This window comes from Pseudonocardia sp. GCM10023141 (assembly GCF_042653605.1).
On the sequence record NZ_JBHSIR010000030.1, the window covers coordinates 159,790 to 174,463 of the forward strand.

14 protein-coding genes are annotated in these 14,674 nt (G+C 73.2%); 9 read left to right on the top strand and 5 right to left on the bottom strand.

Annotated elements, in window-relative coordinates; translation table 11 throughout:
- Positions 1–9: 9 nt before the first annotated feature.
- Positions 10–1,461, bottom strand: a complete 1,452-nt coding sequence (locus tag ACFPFQ_RS18585) for a cation:proton antiporter (RefSeq protein WP_379620403.1) — start codon at positions 1,459–1,461, stop codon at positions 10–12.
- Between the two features lie 59 nt (positions 1,462–1,520).
- Between ACFPFQ_RS18585 and ACFPFQ_RS18590 the strand changes: the two genes are divergently transcribed.
- Both ACFPFQ_RS18590 and ACFPFQ_RS18595 read left to right on the top strand, forming a co-directional pair.
- Entirely contained in the window at positions 1,521–2,399 is an 879-nt protein-coding gene (locus ACFPFQ_RS18590; RefSeq protein WP_379620405.1) for a protein kinase domain-containing protein, read from the top strand.
- Between the two features lie 19 nt (positions 2,400–2,418).
- The gene (locus tag ACFPFQ_RS18595) at positions 2,419–3,444 is read left to right on the top strand and encodes an aminotransferase class V-fold PLP-dependent enzyme (RefSeq protein WP_379620408.1); all 1,026 of its coding nucleotides are present in this window, start codon (positions 2,419–2,421) and stop codon (positions 3,442–3,444) included.
- A 71-nt stretch (positions 3,445–3,515) separates the two neighbouring features.
- Here the strand turns inward: ACFPFQ_RS18595 and ACFPFQ_RS18600 are convergent, their stop codons facing one another.
- Together ACFPFQ_RS18600 and ACFPFQ_RS18605 are read right to left on the bottom strand one after the other, a co-directional pair.
- A complete protein-coding gene (locus ACFPFQ_RS18600) occupies positions 3,516–3,986 on the bottom strand; it encodes a ferritin-like domain-containing protein (RefSeq protein ID WP_379620410.1) in 471 nt (156 codons plus the stop codon).
- Positions 3,983–4,486 carry a hypothetical protein gene (locus tag ACFPFQ_RS18605; protein WP_379620412.1) on the bottom strand — a complete coding sequence of 168 codons (504 nt, stop codon included), beginning with the start codon at positions 4,484–4,486 and terminating at the stop codon, positions 3,983–3,985. Before ACFPFQ_RS18605 ends, ACFPFQ_RS18600 begins: the two co-directional genes overlap by 4 nt.
- A 318-nt stretch (positions 4,487–4,804) precedes the next feature.
- Here ACFPFQ_RS18605 and rimP point away from each other — a divergent pair, with 318 nt between their 5' ends.
- From rimP to ACFPFQ_RS18640, 7 genes are all read left to right on the top strand, one after another.
- Complete coding sequence (rimP, locus tag ACFPFQ_RS18610) at positions 4,805–5,353, top strand: ribosome maturation factor RimP (protein WP_379620414.1); 549 nt, start codon at positions 4,805–4,807, stop codon at positions 5,351–5,353.
- Positions 5,350–6,369, top strand: coding sequence for a transcription termination factor NusA (nusA, locus tag ACFPFQ_RS18615; RefSeq protein WP_379620416.1), 1,020 nt, complete (start codon positions 5,350–5,352; stop codon positions 6,367–6,369). Before rimP ends, nusA begins: the two co-directional genes overlap by 4 nt.
- 161 nt (positions 6,370–6,530) lie before the next feature.
- Complete coding sequence (locus ACFPFQ_RS18620; RefSeq protein WP_379620753.1) at positions 6,531–6,827, top strand: YlxR family protein; 297 nt, start codon at positions 6,531–6,533, stop codon at positions 6,825–6,827.
- Positions 6,828–6,920: 93 nt separating this feature from the next.
- Entirely contained in the window at positions 6,921–10,016 is a 3,096-nt protein-coding gene (infB, locus tag ACFPFQ_RS18625) for a translation initiation factor IF-2 (RefSeq protein WP_379620418.1), read from the top strand.
- A gap of 61 nt (positions 10,017–10,077) precedes the next feature.
- Positions 10,078–10,374 carry a DUF503 domain-containing protein gene (locus ACFPFQ_RS18630; RefSeq protein ID WP_379620420.1) on the top strand — a complete coding sequence of 99 codons (297 nt, stop codon included), beginning with the start codon at positions 10,078–10,080 and terminating at the stop codon, positions 10,372–10,374.
- A 59-nt stretch (positions 10,375–10,433) separates the two neighbouring features.
- Positions 10,434–10,886, top strand: coding sequence for a 30S ribosome-binding factor RbfA (gene rbfA / locus ACFPFQ_RS18635; protein WP_379620422.1), 453 nt, complete (start codon positions 10,434–10,436; stop codon positions 10,884–10,886).
- The gene (locus tag ACFPFQ_RS18640) at positions 10,883–11,908 is read left to right on the top strand and encodes a DHH family phosphoesterase (protein WP_379620424.1); all 1,026 of its coding nucleotides are present in this window, start codon (positions 10,883–10,885) and stop codon (positions 11,906–11,908) included. Before rbfA ends, ACFPFQ_RS18640 begins: the two co-directional genes overlap by 4 nt.
- A 69-nt stretch (positions 11,909–11,977) precedes the next feature.
- Here the strand turns inward: ACFPFQ_RS18640 and ACFPFQ_RS18645 are convergent, their stop codons facing one another.
- Positions 11,978–12,697 carry a hypothetical protein gene (locus tag ACFPFQ_RS18645; RefSeq protein WP_379620426.1) on the bottom strand — a complete coding sequence of 240 codons (720 nt, stop codon included), beginning with the start codon at positions 12,695–12,697 and terminating at the stop codon, positions 11,978–11,980.
- Positions 12,698–13,062: 365 nt separating this feature from the next.
- Positions 13,063–14,664: a glycosyltransferase family 39 protein gene (locus ACFPFQ_RS18650; protein WP_379620428.1), complete on the bottom strand. Its 1,602-nt coding sequence runs from the start codon at positions 14,662–14,664 to the stop codon at positions 13,063–13,065.
- Positions 14,665–14,674: the final 10 nt, after the last annotated feature.

Consider the following 14,674-nt stretch of genomic DNA (forward strand, 5'->3'; position numbering starts at 1 on the left):
GAGGTGACGTTAGCCGAACCTGGTACTGGTCAGGGTGTGACCGTGATCCGGGCGACGGCCTGCGCCAGCTCGTCGTCGACATCGGCCGCCACCCCGTGCCGTTCCAGCGCCGCGACCACGGCGACAGCGCCGGCCCGGTCGCTCCCCGGCGGCGGTGACCGTGAGCCCGGCGCCCGCGCGCAGCGCCAGATGCGCCGCGATCCGCGGGCGGCCCGCGCGCCCGCCCGCGGTGTCGTCGACGAGCACTCCGACCGCACCCGCACCGCCCACCGGCCCGGAGACGGTGACGACCGTCGCGTCGGGCACGGCGAGCGCGGCCCCGACGTCGCGGTCGCCCGCACCGACCAGCGCGGCACCGACCAGCACGGCATCGGCGCCGGCCACGGCGACCAGCGCGGCGAGCTCGGCCAGCCCGCCGGCGAACTCCAGCTCGACGCGCGTGGGCAGCAGCCGGCACAGCACGACCTTGGCGGGGTGCTCGCGTCCGGTCAGCGCGGCTGCCAGCGCCGCGAACCGCCGGTGGTCCACCGCCCCCGGCTCGGGCTCCGGCAGCAGCGCGAACACCGTGTAGGCGTCCACCACACCGAGCTCGGCACGCTCGGCCGCCGCCAGCTCACGCTGCAGCACCAGCTCGGGGTAGACGCGGCGCAGCAGCGGCCCGGTCATCATCGTGGTGACCAGTGCCATGATCACCATCAGCGTGAACATCGTGGGGTCGAGCACGCCGACCTGTTGGCGCCGCGGCATCCGCTGGGTCCGCGCGGCCGCCGCAGCGCCGAGGAACTTGCTGCCGATCGCCGCAACGAGGATCAGGGCGAGCTGCCAGATCCCGTCGACGCCCAGCGCGCCGACGTCCACCTGCAGGCCGGCGACGACGAAGAACACCGGCAGCAACAGCAGCAGGCTGACCTGCTCGAGCCGCTCGAGGATGTCGCGGGTCAGCGCGCCCGCGTCCCGGCGCGGCATGGCCGCCCCGAACACGAAAGGCCCCGAAGATGGCGTGCACGCCGATGAGGTCGGTGATCCACGCGAGATCGCGATGCCGAGGAACAGCACGAACGCGAGCATCGGTACCGCCACGCCGGCGACCTGGGGATGCAGCGGGTGGAGCACCAGCGCGAACGGCGCCACGATCGAGCCGGCGGCGATCGTGCCGGCCGCGCGGGCCCGGCCGCGGATCAGCGACAGGTCGACCTCGAGCCCGACGATGAACATGAACAGCGCCAGCCCGAGCTTGGCGATGAACGACAGGTAGGGGCGGACGTCCGGCGGGAACAGCACCTGGTCGAGGTGGCCGGGGAACGCGCCGAGCAGCGTGGGGCCCAGCGCGATGCCGGCCACGATCTCGCCGACCACGGCGGGCTGGCCGATACGCCGGAACAGCAGCCCCGTGAGCCGGGCGGCGATCACCACCGGTGCCACGTCGAGGAGCACGAAGGTGACCACGTGCGAATTGCTCAACGGGGGCGACCTCCGGCTCGGCGCCGGTATGTTGAACGAGATCGATCAGGAGGTTCGGTATGGACAGCCCATCGACGAACCCGCTCCCCGAGGGCGGGGCCACGCTGGCGGCCGACCGCGTCGCCGACTACGAGCTCGTCCAGCTGCTCGGCGAGGGCAACCACGGCCGCTACTACCTGGCCCGCCCGCCTGCCCGGCTGGGCCTGTCCGACGAGTTCGTGGCGCTCAAGGTCTTCGGTGACCGGGTGGGGGAGCAGGCCTACCAGCGCGGGGTGCGGGAGCTGCGGGCGTTCGCGGCGGTGCGCTCGGCGTACCTGGTGCCCGTGTTCGACGCCGTGCTGGAGGAGACCTTCGGCTACGCCACGGCCTACTTCCCGCTCGGCTCGCTCGCCGCGCCCGCCCGCGCGCTGAGCCGCACCGACGTCGTCACGGCGCTGGAGCACGGGGCGCGGGCCGCCCACGACCTCCACGAGGCCGGGCTCGCCCACGGCGACATCAAGCCCGGCAACATCCTGCTGGCCGACACGGCCGGGGCCATCGGGGGCCGGCTGTCGGACCTCGGGCTGGCCCGGGTGCTCACCCCGGGCACCACGCTCACCGGCATGGGGCACGCCAGCGCCGTGGAGTTCACCGATCCCGACCTGCTCGCGGGCGCCCGCCCGTCGCGGCGCACCGAGGTCTGGGCGCTGGGCGCCACCATCCACCGCGCGCTGACGGGCACCGGGCTGTTCGGTGAGCTGCCCGACAACCAGCCGCTCCTGGCCATTCGCAAGGTCCTCTCGGCGCGCCCGCAGGTCCATCCGGCGCTCGCCCCGGCGGAGGCGGCGCTGATCGGCGAGTGCCTCGGGGAGGGCGAGCACCGGTTGCCCACCGCGCTCGCCGTGGCCGACCGGCTCGCGCAGCTGCGTGCCGGCGCCGACGACGACGGGGCCGGCTGAGCCTGCCTACGGTGACGGGGTGCGTACCGCCTTCGATCACCCGTTCGACGTCCCTGACGGCTATCTGAACACCGCCTCCATCGGCATCCCACCCGCCTTCGCCGCCGACGCCGTCGAGGCCGCGATCCGTGGCTGGCGCACCGGTGCCGGGCGGCCACCGGCTTTCGACGCGCCCGTCACCACCGCGCGGGCCGCCTTCGCCCGCCTCGTCGGGGTGGCCACGGACCGGGTCGCGATCGGATCAACGGTCTCCGGGCTCGTCGGGATCGTCGCCGCCGGCATCCCGGACGGCTCGCGGGTGCTCGTCGCCAGGGGCGACTTCACGAGCGTGACGTGGCCGTTCGCCGCGCAGCACGGCCGTGGGGTCACGGTCGAGGAGGTCGAGCTCGACGAGCTGCCCGGCCGCGCGGCGGCCGGCGGCGTCGACGTCGTCGCGGTGAGCGTCGTGCAGTCGGCAGACGGCCGGATCGTCGACCTGCCTGCGCTGCGCGCCGTGCGGGCCGGCGGCACCCGGGTGGTGCTGGACGCCACGCAGTCCGCCGGGTGGTTCGACGCCGACCTGAGCTGGGCCGACGCCGTCGTCGCCGCCGGGTACAAGTGGCTCATGTCGCCGCGGGGCGTGGCCTGGATGGCGGTGCGCGAGGACTTCCCGCTCGTCTCGGGTCAGGCCGGCTGGTACGCCGCCGCCGACCCCTGGGCGGGTGTCTACGGGCTGCCGCTGCGCCCGGCGCCCGACGCGCGGGCACTGGACACGTCACCGGCCTGGTACAGCCACGTGGGCGCGGCCGCCGTACTCCCGTGGGTCGCGGGCCTGGACCGCGCCGCGGTCCAGGCGCACTGCGGGGGGTTGGCCGATGCGGTACGCGCCGGTTTGGGGATGGAGCCGACCGGGTCGGCGATCGTGGCCGTCCGGGCCCCCGACGCGCTGGCGCGCCTCACAGCGGCGGGCGTGGTGAGCAGCGCCCGGGCAGGCGCGGCGCGCCTGTCGTTCTACGTCTACAACACCCGCGCCGACGTCGACGCGGTGCTCGAGGCGCTCGGGTAGCTCGCACACACCTCCGGGGCACCGCACACACCCTGTGCGGTGTGTGCGGTGCCACTGCGGTGTGTGCGAGCTCAGGGGCGGCCGGGGAACACCGGGATCGCCGGCGGGCTGCCGACCACCACCCGCCACCGGGCGCAGCGCAGGGTGCCGTCGGTGAGGGCGTCGAGCGCGGCCTTGCGCAGCCCGCGGTCGGTGGTGCGCTCCATCACCGACCGCCACGCGGCCATCGCGTCGGTCTCGGCCACCAGCACCAGCGCCGCCGCGGACGGGCCGTCGGTGACGGGGGTGGGCGTGGCGTAGGCGGGCAGCGCCGAGACGGGGCGGGCCCCGATCTGCGTCAGCGTCTGCTCGACGGCGCCGCGCAGCACGCGGTGGGCCTCGGCGTCGCTGCGGGCCTGGTCGTCCTGCGACGCGGGCAGGAACGCGACGGCGAGCGCGTAGCACCACAGCGCCGCGTGCTCGGCGGCGAGCGCGTTCTGCAGGGAGTCGGCGGCGACCGGGTCGATCGTGGACGCCCCCGGTGTCGGAGCAGGGGTGGTCATACCAGCACCTTCGCGTAGGTGGAGCAGCACGCGGCGACGGACGCGACGAGCCCGACCCGGGCCGCGGGGGCATCCATCGCCGCCGTGGCAGCGGCCTTCGCGGAGGCCTCCAACGCGTCGTGCAGCTGGGCGAGCGTGACGGGCTGGCCCGCCACCTCCCCGGCGGTGGGCGCGGTGGGCGGCGCCGGTGCCGGGGTGCGCGTGGGCGTGACCCGGCTGACCTCGGCGTCGAGTGCCGCGGCGTGCTCGACGCGCGCGGCGCGCAGCGGCTCGACGCGATCGGCGAGCGTGGCCTTCGCGGCGATCACGGCTGCGGCGAGCGCCGCGTCGGAACGGGCGGCGCTGGCGAGCGCGATGAGCGGGTCGGGCGCCGGCGGTGCCGACGACCTGCCCAGCGAGCAGCCGGCGAGCACCGGCGGGGTGAGCAGCAGTCCCGCGAGCAGCCTGCGGCGCGAGAGCACCATCGCCGTCGCGGACACCGGCGGGCTGATGCCGGCCATGAGGCCCCCTTCGTGCAGCTCACCGGCCGATGACGGCCGTGGCCCGCACCGCATGGGCGAGCCGGGTGGCGATCGGTGACCCGGCTCGCCGGCCGCCCATCCTGCCAGGCGGGCCGCGCCGCCTCGCAGCGGAGCGCGTGTGGATCGGGGCGCCTCCCCGGCGCGATACCCTGACGGGCCAACCACGCCCCGCTGCCGCACCCGCCGACGATCGCCCCATCGGCGCCGCTCCGTGTACCGACCCGGCCACGTACCGTCCCGGGCCACGCGGAACGACCGCTTCGCCTTCCCGCCTCACCGACGATCAGGAGCCATGCGATGTCCTCCCCCCGCCCTGTGCGGCAATCCGCCGGGCAGCAGCTGTCCGGGCGGCTGCACGGCGTGCTGGAACCGGTCATCACCGATGCCGGCTTCGACCTCGAGGAGCTCGACGTCCGCACCGTCGGGCGGCGCCACACCGTCAAGGTGGTGGTGGACTCCGACACCGGCGTCGGCCTGGACGACATCGCGATGCTCTCCCGTGCTGCCTCCGAGGTACTCGACCAGCACGACGAGCTGATCAACGGGGCCTTCACGCTGGAGGTCACCTCGCCCGGCACCGACCGGCCGCTGACCCAGCTGCGGCACTGGCGGCGCGCGTTCCTGCGGCTCGTCGCCGTCCGGACCAAGGACGGCGCCACCCTCGCCGGCCGGGTCGGGCGCGCCGACACCGATTCCGTCACGGTGCTGGTCGGGGGCAAGCGCCAGGAGCTGCGCTACGCCGACGTCACTCACGCGGCCGTCGAGGTCGAGTTCCGGACGCCACCCGAGTCCGAGCTGGAGCTGCTGCGGGGCAAGATCGAGACAACCCCGGAGGAGACGTCGTGAATGTCGACATCGCCGCGTTGCGCGCCATCGAGCGCGACAAGGACATCCCGTTCGAGACGGTGATCGAGGCCATCGAGACGGCGCTCATCACCGCGTACCGCCACACCGACGGCCACCAGCCGCATGCGCGGATCGACATCGACCGCAAGACCGGACTGGTGCGCGTCATGGCGCAGGAGCCGGGTGCCGACGGCGCCGCGGGCACCGAGTGGGACGACACCCCGGAGGGGTTCGGTCGCATCGCGGCCACCACGGCGCGACAGGTCATCCTGCAGCGGCTGCGTGACGCCGAGCACGAGCGCACCTACGGCGAGTTCGCCGCCAAGGAGGGCGAGATCGTGGCCGGGGTGGTGCAGCGCGACGCCCGCGCCAACGCCCGCGGCGTGGTCATCGTCCAGCTGTCGGGCCAGATCGAGGGCGTGCTCCCGCAGGGCGAGCAGGTGGCGGGGGAGAACTACGCGCACGGCGAGCGGATCCGCTGCTACGTCGTCGCGGTGACGCGCGGCATGCGCGGCACCCAGATCACGTTGAGCCGCACGCATCCCAACCTCGTGCGCAAGCTCTTCGCGCTGGAGGTCCCGGAGATCGTCGACGGCTCCGTGGAGATCGTCGCGGTCGCCCGCGAGGCCGGCCACCGCTCCAAGATCGCGGTGCGGTCCACGGTGCCCGGCGTCAACCCCAAGGGCGCCTGCATCGGCCCGGTCGGGGCCCGGGTGCGCGGCGTCATGAGCGAGCTCGCCGGCGAGAAGATCGACATCATCGACTGGGACGAGGACCCGGCCACGTTCGTGGGCAACGCGCTGTCGCCGTCGAAGGTGGTGTCGGTCACTGTTCTCGATGCCAAGACGCGCACCGCGCGCGTCGTCGTCCCGGACTTCCAGCTCTCCCTCGCCATCGGCAAGGAGGGGCAGAACGCACGCCTCGCAGCCCGGTTGACCGGCTGGCGCATCGATATCCGCAGCGACGCCGACCCGCGGGGTACCCGCGACGAGGCGGAGTCGGAGTCGGTCGGCTGAACGGCTCCACGTCGCACCGCGGCACGGTGATCACGGGCGCTGCGACCCGCACGGGAGGAGCGCCCGGGGATGCTGCGCTACACTCCATCACGGCCCTCGATCTCGGGCCGGCACCCGAACGTCTCACCACCGATGCGGATCAGCAATCCGCGACGGGCCCGGTGCGGACATGCGTCGGATGCCGAACCAGATCGCCGGCCGACGGTCTGTTGCGTGTCGTCGTGGTGCACGGGGTGCTCACCCCGGATCCGCGCCGTCGACTCCCCGGACGAGGTGCCTGGCTGCACCCCGCCCCGGAGTGTCTGGACCGTGCCGAGCGACGCTCGGCGTTCCCACGGGCGCTCCGCGCCCCGGGACCGCTGGACGCCAGCGCGGTGCGGGCGCATCTGAACGTCGTACGAGGGGCTCGGGAAACTCCCGGGTCCGCCAGAGCGGAAAGCAAGGTCGACCCGTCATGAGCCAGTCGTGAAGATCGCACCATGAACGTGCTTCGACACTAGGTTCGAGGTCGAGCGGGACCAGCCGCCGGCCTCCGAGAAACAAGGAGTGCAGTGGCAGGCAAGGCCCGCGTGCACGAGCTCGCCAAAGAGCTCGGCATCAGTAGCAAGCAGGTCCTGAGCAAGTTGCAGGATCTCGGGGAGTACGTGAAGTCTCCCTCGTCCACCGTCGAGGCCCCGGTCGCCCGCAAGCTGCGGGAGTCGGTCGCCGGCGGTGGTGGCGGCCGTCCCGGTGGCGGCGCCCGTCCGCGTCCCGGTGGCGCCCCCCTTCCCGGCCCGCGTCCCGGCGCCGGACCCGTTCCCGGACCGCGCCCCGCGGCTCCGGCACCCAGTCAGCCCGTTCCGGCTCCGTCCGAGGCCCCGCGCCCGGCGGCAGCATCACCGGTGGCAGCGTCCGCGCCGGCTCCCGAGCGCACCAACGGCCCGCGTCCGGCAGGTCCCAGCGGTCCCCGTCCGGGCCCCCGGCCCGGCCCGGCCGCTCCGGCCGCCCCGGTCCACGAGGAGCCGGCAGCTCCGGCGGCAGCGCGTCCGGACACCCGTCCGGCTCCGTCGCGGCCCCAGAGCCCGGGTCAGCAGACCCCCGGCCAGCAGGTCCCGGGTCAGCAGCCGGGTGGCCAGCAGCCCGCGGCCGCCAGCACCGGTAGCTCCACCGTGCCGCCGCGTACCAGCGGCCCGCGTCCCGGCCCGCGCACCCCGCGCGTCGGCAACAACCCGTTCGGTGTCGGTTCGGGCGCCCCGCCGCGTCCGGCTGCACCGCGTCCCGGCCCGCCCGCCCAGAGCGCTCCGGCGCAGGGTGGCGCTCCGGCTCCCGGCCAGACCGGCCAGGGCCCGGCGCAGGGTCAGGGTCAAGGCCAGGGCGCTCCGCGTCCGGGTGGACCCCGTCCCGGTGGTCCGCGTCCCGGCGGTCCCGGTCAGGGCGGCCCCCGGCCGCCGTCGCCGGGCAACATGCCTCCGCGGCCGAACCCCGGCATGATGCCGCCCCGGCCCGCAGGTGGACGTTCCGGCGGCCCCGGTGGCCCCGGTGGCCGTCCGGCAGGTCCCGGTGGACGTCCCGGCGGTCCGGGTGGACGCCCGGGTGGTCCGGGTGGTCGTCCCGGCGGTGGCGGTGGCGGTTTCCGCCCCGGTGGCGGCGGTCCCGGTGGCGGCGGTGCTCCGGCCGGTGGCGGTTTCCGTCCCGGTGGCGGTGGCGGCGGTCGTCCCGGTGGTGCCGGTGGTCGTGGTCGCGGCGGTGCCGCGGGTGCGTTCGGTCGTCCCGGTGGACCGGCCCGCAAGGGTCGCAAGTCGAAGCGGCAGAAGCGGCAGGAATTCGACTCGATGCAGGCCCCCTCGGTCGGCGGCGTTCGCCTGCCGAAGGGTCGTGGCGAGATCGTCAAGCTCGCCCGCGGTGCCTCGCTCACCGACTTCGCCGACAAGATCAACGCGAACCCGGCCTCGCTGGTGCAGGTGCTGTTCCACCTCGGTGAGATGGTCACCTCCACCCAGTCGGTGTCCGACGAGATCCTCGAGCTGCTCGGCACCGAGATGAACTACGTCGTGCAGGTCGTGTCCCCCGAGGAGGAGGACCGCGAGCTGCTCGAGGGCTTCGACATCTCGTTCGGCGAGAACGCCGGCGACGACGACGACCTCGAGTTCCGCCCGCCGGTCGTCACGATCATGGGTCACGTCGACCACGGAAAGACGCGACTGCTCGACACGATCCGCAAGGCCAACGTCCGCGAGGGCGAGGCAGGCGGCATTACGCAGCACATCGGTGCCTACCAGGTCATCACCGAGCTGGAGGGCAACGAGCGCCCGATCACCTTCATCGACACCCCGGGTCACGAGGCGTTCACCGCCATGCGTGCCCGTGGCGCGAAGTCCACGGACATCGCGGTGATCGTGGTCGCCGCCGACGACGGCGTCATGCCGCAGACGGTGGAGGCGATCAACCACGCCCAGGCGGCCGACGTGCCGATCGTGGTCGCGGTCAACAAGATCGACGTCGAGGGCGCCAACCCGGCGAAGATCCGCCAGCAGCTCACCGAGTACAACCTGGTGGCAGAGGAGTACGGCGGCGACACGATGTTCGTCGACATCTCCGCCAAGCAGGGCACCAACATCGACCAGCTGCTCGAGGCCATCCTCCTCACGGCGGACGCCTCGCTGGACCTGCGGGCCAACCCGAACATGGAGGCCCAGGGCGTCGCGATCGAGGCTCACCTCGACCGTGGCCGCGGTCCGGTGGCCACGGTGCTGGTGCAGCGCGGCACGCTGCGCGTCGGCGATTCGATCGTCGCGGGCGACGCCTCCGGGCGCGTCCGGCGGATGCTCGACGAGCACGGCGCCGACGTCATCGAGGCCTACCCGTCGCGTCCGGTGCAGGTCATCGGCTTCACGTCGGTCCCTGGTGCCGGCGACACGTTCCTCGTCGTCGACGAGGACCGCGTGGCACGCCAGATCGCCGACCGGCGCCGGGCCCGCGAGCGCAACGCCGAGCTGGCGGGGCGTCGCAAGCGGATCAGCCTCGAGGACCTCGACGAGGCCCTCAAGGAGACCAACCAGCTCAACCTGATCATCAAGGGCGACAACTCGGGTAGCGTCGAAGCTCTCGAGGACGCGCTCATGAAGATCGACGTGGGCGATGACGTGGAGCTGCGGGTCATCCACCGCGGCGTCGGTGGCATCACCGAAAGCGACATCAACCTCGGTATCGCCGACAACGTCATCGTACTGGGCTTCGGTGTCCGGGCCGAGGGCAAGGCCACCGAGCTGGCCAACCGCGAGGGCGTCGAGATCCGGTACTACACCGTGATCTACCAGGCCATCGAGGAGATCGAGCAGGCGCTGAAGGGCATGCTCAAGCCGGAGTACGAAGAGGTCCAGCTGGGCCACGCGGAGGTCCGCCAGGTCTTCCGTTCCTCGCGCTTCGGTTCCATCGCCGGTTGCCTGGTGATGGACGGGCTGATCCGCCGCAACGCCAAGGCTCGGTTGCTGCGCGACAGCGCGGTGGTCGCCGACAACCTGACGATCAACTCGCTGCGCCGGGTCAAGGACGACGTGGTCGAGGTCCGTGAGGGCTTCGAGTGCGGCCTCACGCTCGGCAACTTCAATGACGTCAAGGACGGCGACGTCATCGAGACCTACGAGCTGAGGGAGAAGCCGCGGGCCTGATGGCCCTCGGACACAGGTGCGGGCCCGCGCCCGCACCTGTGTCCGCGCAGCGGCGCTGCACATGTTCGTAGGCGCGCTCGAGCTGGACGTCCTCCTCGGGGATGTCGGATCGCTCAAGGAGAAGCGATCGGTCGTACGACCGATCGTGGCAGAGCTGCGCAAGCGGTTCGAGGTGGCGGTCGCCGAGGCCGGCCACCTCGACCTGCATCGCAGGGCTCTCATCGGGGTCAGCTGCGTCGCCGCCGAGTCCGGGCACGTCACCGACGTGCTGGACGCGTGCGAGCGGCTCGTCGCGGCCCGCCCCGAGTTGGAGCTGCTCTCGGCCCGGCATCGGATGCTCGGGCCGGAAGACGACTAGGTCGTGCGCGCACCGCGCCCCCGGGCCGCGGTCGCGCACCGGCGACGGAGGAGCTCGTCATGGTGGATCAGGCCCGTGCGCGCAAGCTGGCCAAGCGCATCTCGCAGATCGTGGCCGGCGCGTTGGAGCACGAGGTGAAGGACCCGCGGCTGGCGATGGTCACGATCACCGACACCCGCGTCACCGGTGACCTCCAGGAAGCCACCGTCTACTACACGGTGCTGGGTGCCACCGTCGATGCCGAACCCGACCTGCAGGGTGCTGCGGCGGCGCTGAGCAGCGCCACCGGGGTGCTGCGTTCGATGGTCGGCGCGGGCACCGGGGTCCGGCGCACCCCGTCGCTGACGTTCCAGCCCGACATCGTGCCCGACGAGGCGCGCCGCATGGAGGAGTTGCTGGCCCGCACGCGCGAGTCCGACGCCGAGGTGGCGCGGCTCGCGGCTGGTGCCCAGCCGGCCGGGGACGCCGACCCGTACCGCGCGCCGCGCGAGGTTGCGGACGACGAGGAGTGAGCGCGGTCCGCGTCGCGACCGCGTCGCCACTGCTGCCGGAGCGCGTCGCCGCGGCGGCCGCGCTGCTGCTCGAGGCACGCGACGTCACGCTGCTCTCGCACGTGCAGCCCGATGCCGACACCCTGGGCAGCACGCTGGCGCTCGGGATCGTGCTGCGCAGGCGCGGTGCATCGGTCCGGGTGGCGTTCGCCGCTCCCGACCGGATGCCCGAGAGCCTGCTCCCGCTCGATGTGGAGCACCTCGTGGTCGCTGCCGCCGCGGTGCCGGAACGGGCCGAGCTCGTGGTGGCCTGCGATGCCGCGGAGCCGGCCCGGCTGGGCTCGCTCGCCGGCCGTCTCACCACCGCAGGCGCCACCGTGATGATCGACCACCACGCCTCGAACCCGGGCTTCGGTGACGTCCAGGTGCTGGATCCGGGCGCCGAGGCCACGGTCGTGCTCGTCCACCAGGTGCTGGCCGCGATGCGGGTGCCGCTCGACGTGGACGTCGCGCGGTGCCTCTACGCGGGCCTGGTCACCGACACCCGAGGGTTCCGCACCGCGGGCGCCGCGGCCCACCGGATGGCGGCCGAGCTCCTGGAGGCCGGCGTCGATCCGGAACCGCTCGTCGGACCGATCATGGACGCGCATCCCTACGGCTGGTTCGCGGCGCTGGGCCGCGCGCTGGAGCGTGCGGTGCTCGAACCGGCGGCCGCGGGCGGGCACGGGCTCGTGCACACGGTCGTGCCGCTCGCCGACGTCGAGCGCTTCCGCCCCGAGGAGATCGACAGCGTCATCGACGTGGTGCGCACCGCCACCGAGGCCGGTGTCGCCGCGGTCCTCAAGCAGGTCGGCGAGCGCCGGTTCACGGCGTCGCTGCGGTCGCGGGGCGATGTCGACGTGTCGGTGGTGGCGGCCCGGCTGGGCGGTGGCGGCCACCGTGCCGCCGCGGGGTTCACCCGCAACGGCACGGCCGAGGAGGTGCTGGCGGCAGTGCGCGCGGCACTCGACCCCGCATACACACCACGTCCTCGCACAGCCTGACCCGTCCTCGCGCACCGTCGAGACCGTGCGAAGACCGGAGAAGGTGTGCGAGGACGACGCTTGCGGCCGTCAACTAGCCGCGACCTGGACGTTCCCGGTCACCGTCTTGGTGCGGATCACCGACGCCGCACCGTTGTCGGAGGCCACCGTGAGGTTCTTGCGCCCGGTGATGGTGGAGGTCTCCAGCCGGTAGGGCGAGCCGCCCGGCACCGAGATGGCGATGTTGCCGCTGGTGGAGTTCACCTGCAGCAGGTCGGGCCTGGTCACCGCCTCCACCGTGACGTTGCCGGTGGTCGACGTCGCCATGGTGGTGGCCGAGCCGTGGTCGTGGAACCCGATCGCACCGCTGATGCTCTTCGCGGTGACCGCGCCGCGGGCCCCGGTCACGTCCAGTGCCCCGCTGGCGGTGGCGAGCTCCACCGACGTGGAACGCGGAACCTGGAACTCGTAGTCGATGCGGCAGCCGCCGGAGCCGCCCGACGGGCACGTGGCCGCGATGCGCAGCACGTCGCCGTCCCGGCTGACGGACTCCTGCGGTTCGGCGGCCTGCCGATAGATCCGGCGGGTCACGCTGACCGTGTCGCTGTCGGTGCCGACCAGCGTGATGCGCCCGGCCTCGGCCGACACCACGACCTTCGCGATGGACCCGCCGAGGTCCTCGGTCTTCACCTCCAACGGCTCGGAACCGCCAGACCCGCCCGAGACCACGACGTTGCCGTTCTGGACGGTGACGGACGTGCCGTCCTTGCCGTCGGCCCCGCGCACGGACCGCCCGTCCGTCGACGTCACGGACTCACCGTCCTGCCCGGATGCGTCTGCCGACGATGACGTTCCCGACGTTCCCTGTGCGCTCACGGAATATCCCTCCCGGCCGGGCTGCCCGCTCGTGGAGACCATCGATCCCGATGTCCCACAGGCGGTGAGGCCCAACACGGTTGTTGCTGCGGCGAATATGGCGGCTGTGCGGGTGGCTCTGTTCATCGTCATCACCCCTCCACGACAATGGTCCCGTCGCGGAGGCGGCCGTCGCAGTGGCGCGAGCGGTGGGAAACACCGGCACCCTGGTGAGGGTTTGCTGCCCGTCCGGCAACTGCTCACAGGTGTCCTCGGGTGCGACGATGGTCTGTTACGCCTGCACCGGTCCGAGCACCCGTTCAGCGGGGTCGGTACTCCTGCACGCGCATGCCGGCGAGGTCGCGCTGCTCGGTCACGTCCATCGACTGGCCCAGCCGGCTCGTCACGATCCGATCGGGGTCGGTGTACCAGTCGTGGCTCAGCACGAGCCACACCCGCTGCCGGCCGGCCACGAGGGCGTCGAGGTACGGCACGTCCGACACGGTCATCCGCGGTTCGAGCGCGCCCCGCTCGAACGGCTCCACCGGCAGCCCGCGCGGGTCGATGGACGCCCCGGCGGTGCGGTCGTAGTAGTAGCGGAACGCCAGCTGGGTCCAGCCGGCGTCGAACAGCACGAGATCGCCCGGCGCAGCCCGCTCGGCGACGAACCCGGCCGCGCCCGACCAGTCCTCGATGCCCGCTGCGCCGTAGTAGCTGCTCAGCGAGAACAGGTTGAGCGCCAGCACGGCGGCAACGGCTACGGCCGCCCACCGCCGCCACGGCAGCCGCAGCAGGCCCACCGCGAGCAGCACGGTGAACGGCAACGACGTCCAGATCAACGTCTGGGAGTAGAAGATCGGCCTGCGGATGCTGATCAGCAACTCGCCCACGAGCGGGAACAGCAGCATCATCAGGAGCAGGCCCAGCACCTCGGGCCTGCGGCGCAACGTCCACGCACCGTAGGCGACGAGCGCGCCCGCCACGAGCACGATCGGCACCAGCAGCGGGGCCGGTGACCAGGCGCTCGCCAGGTCACGCAGGTGTTCGAGCACCTTGTTCCACGATGGCGGCGGTATCCAGAAGTCGGCGTCGACCCGTCGCGACTGCAGGAGGAAGCCGGGCAGCCACGGCAGCCAGAGGAACATCGCGACGACGAGCGCGAGCACCCAGTGCCGCACGGCCGGAGCCGTTGCCGCTCCGGGCAAGCCCGCCGGCAGCCGGATGGTGCCGTCCGGATCGCGGGCGAACCGGTCGGCGGCCGCCGCGGCGGCGCGGCGGCGCAGCACCGCCAGCACCACGACGTACGCGGCAACGGTGGCACCGAACAGCACCGCGGTGTTGTGGCTGAGCATCGTCAGCGGCAGCGCGACGATGAACCCGGCCCAGGCCACGATGTCGCCCGTCTCCATCGTGGCGCCGGTGCGCAGCATCCGTAGCAGGCACAGCATCGCCACGGCCGCGAAGAACGGGAGCATCGTGTACATGCGGCCCTGCTGGCCGAACCCGACGTGCAGCGGCGACACGGCCTGCAACAGCGCCACGACCAGGCCCAGCACCACGGGGTTGAGCCGGCAGGCGGCGCCGACGAGCCGGCCGATGCCGTACATGACCGGCACCGTGGCCACACCCCAGGACGCCGAGAACACGCGCAGGGCGGCCTCGGAGCTGTCGGCCGTGACGAAGGGGTGCAGGAGCAGGTAGTACAGCGGCGGGTGCTGGTCGGTGCGCAGCGTCGCGCTCAGCAGCGCCTCGACGGGCTGGCTGGCGATCCAGAGGGTGAACGACTCGTCGACCCAGAGGCTCTTCGCGCCGATGTCATGCAGCCGCAGCGCCAGCGCGAGCAGCGTGACAATGGTGACCAGCGCGGCCGGGAGCCAGGTCCGGCGGCGCGAGGGTGCCCGGTGTCGGGTGGACGTGGACATGGCGGGTCAC

Excerpts from the sequence above, each read along its gene's own strand:
- rbfA (WP_379620422.1), top strand. The coding sequence starts at position 10,434 with ATGGTGGATCAGGCCCGTGCGCGCAAGCTGGCCAAGCGCATCTCGCAG.
- ACFPFQ_RS18630 (WP_379620420.1), top strand. The coding sequence starts at position 10,078 with ATGTTCGTAGGCGCGCTCGAGCTGGACGTCCTCCTCGGGGATGTCGGA.
- rimP (WP_379620414.1), top strand. The coding sequence starts at position 4,805 with ATGTCCTCCCCCCGCCCTGTGCGGCAATCCGCCGGGCAGCAGCTGTCC.
- ACFPFQ_RS18650 (WP_379620428.1), bottom strand. The coding sequence starts at position 14,664 with ATGTCCACGTCCACCCGACACCGGGCACCCTCGCGCCGCCGGACCTGG.
- ACFPFQ_RS18590 (WP_379620405.1), top strand. The coding sequence starts at position 1,521 with ATGGACAGCCCATCGACGAACCCGCTCCCCGAGGGCGGGGCCACGCTG.
- ACFPFQ_RS18605 (WP_379620412.1), bottom strand. The coding sequence starts at position 4,486 with ATGGCCGGCATCAGCCCGCCGGTGTCCGCGACGGCGATGGTGCTCTCG.
- ACFPFQ_RS18600 (WP_379620410.1), bottom strand. The coding sequence starts at position 3,986 with ATGACCACCCCTGCTCCGACACCGGGGGCGTCCACGATCGACCCGGTC.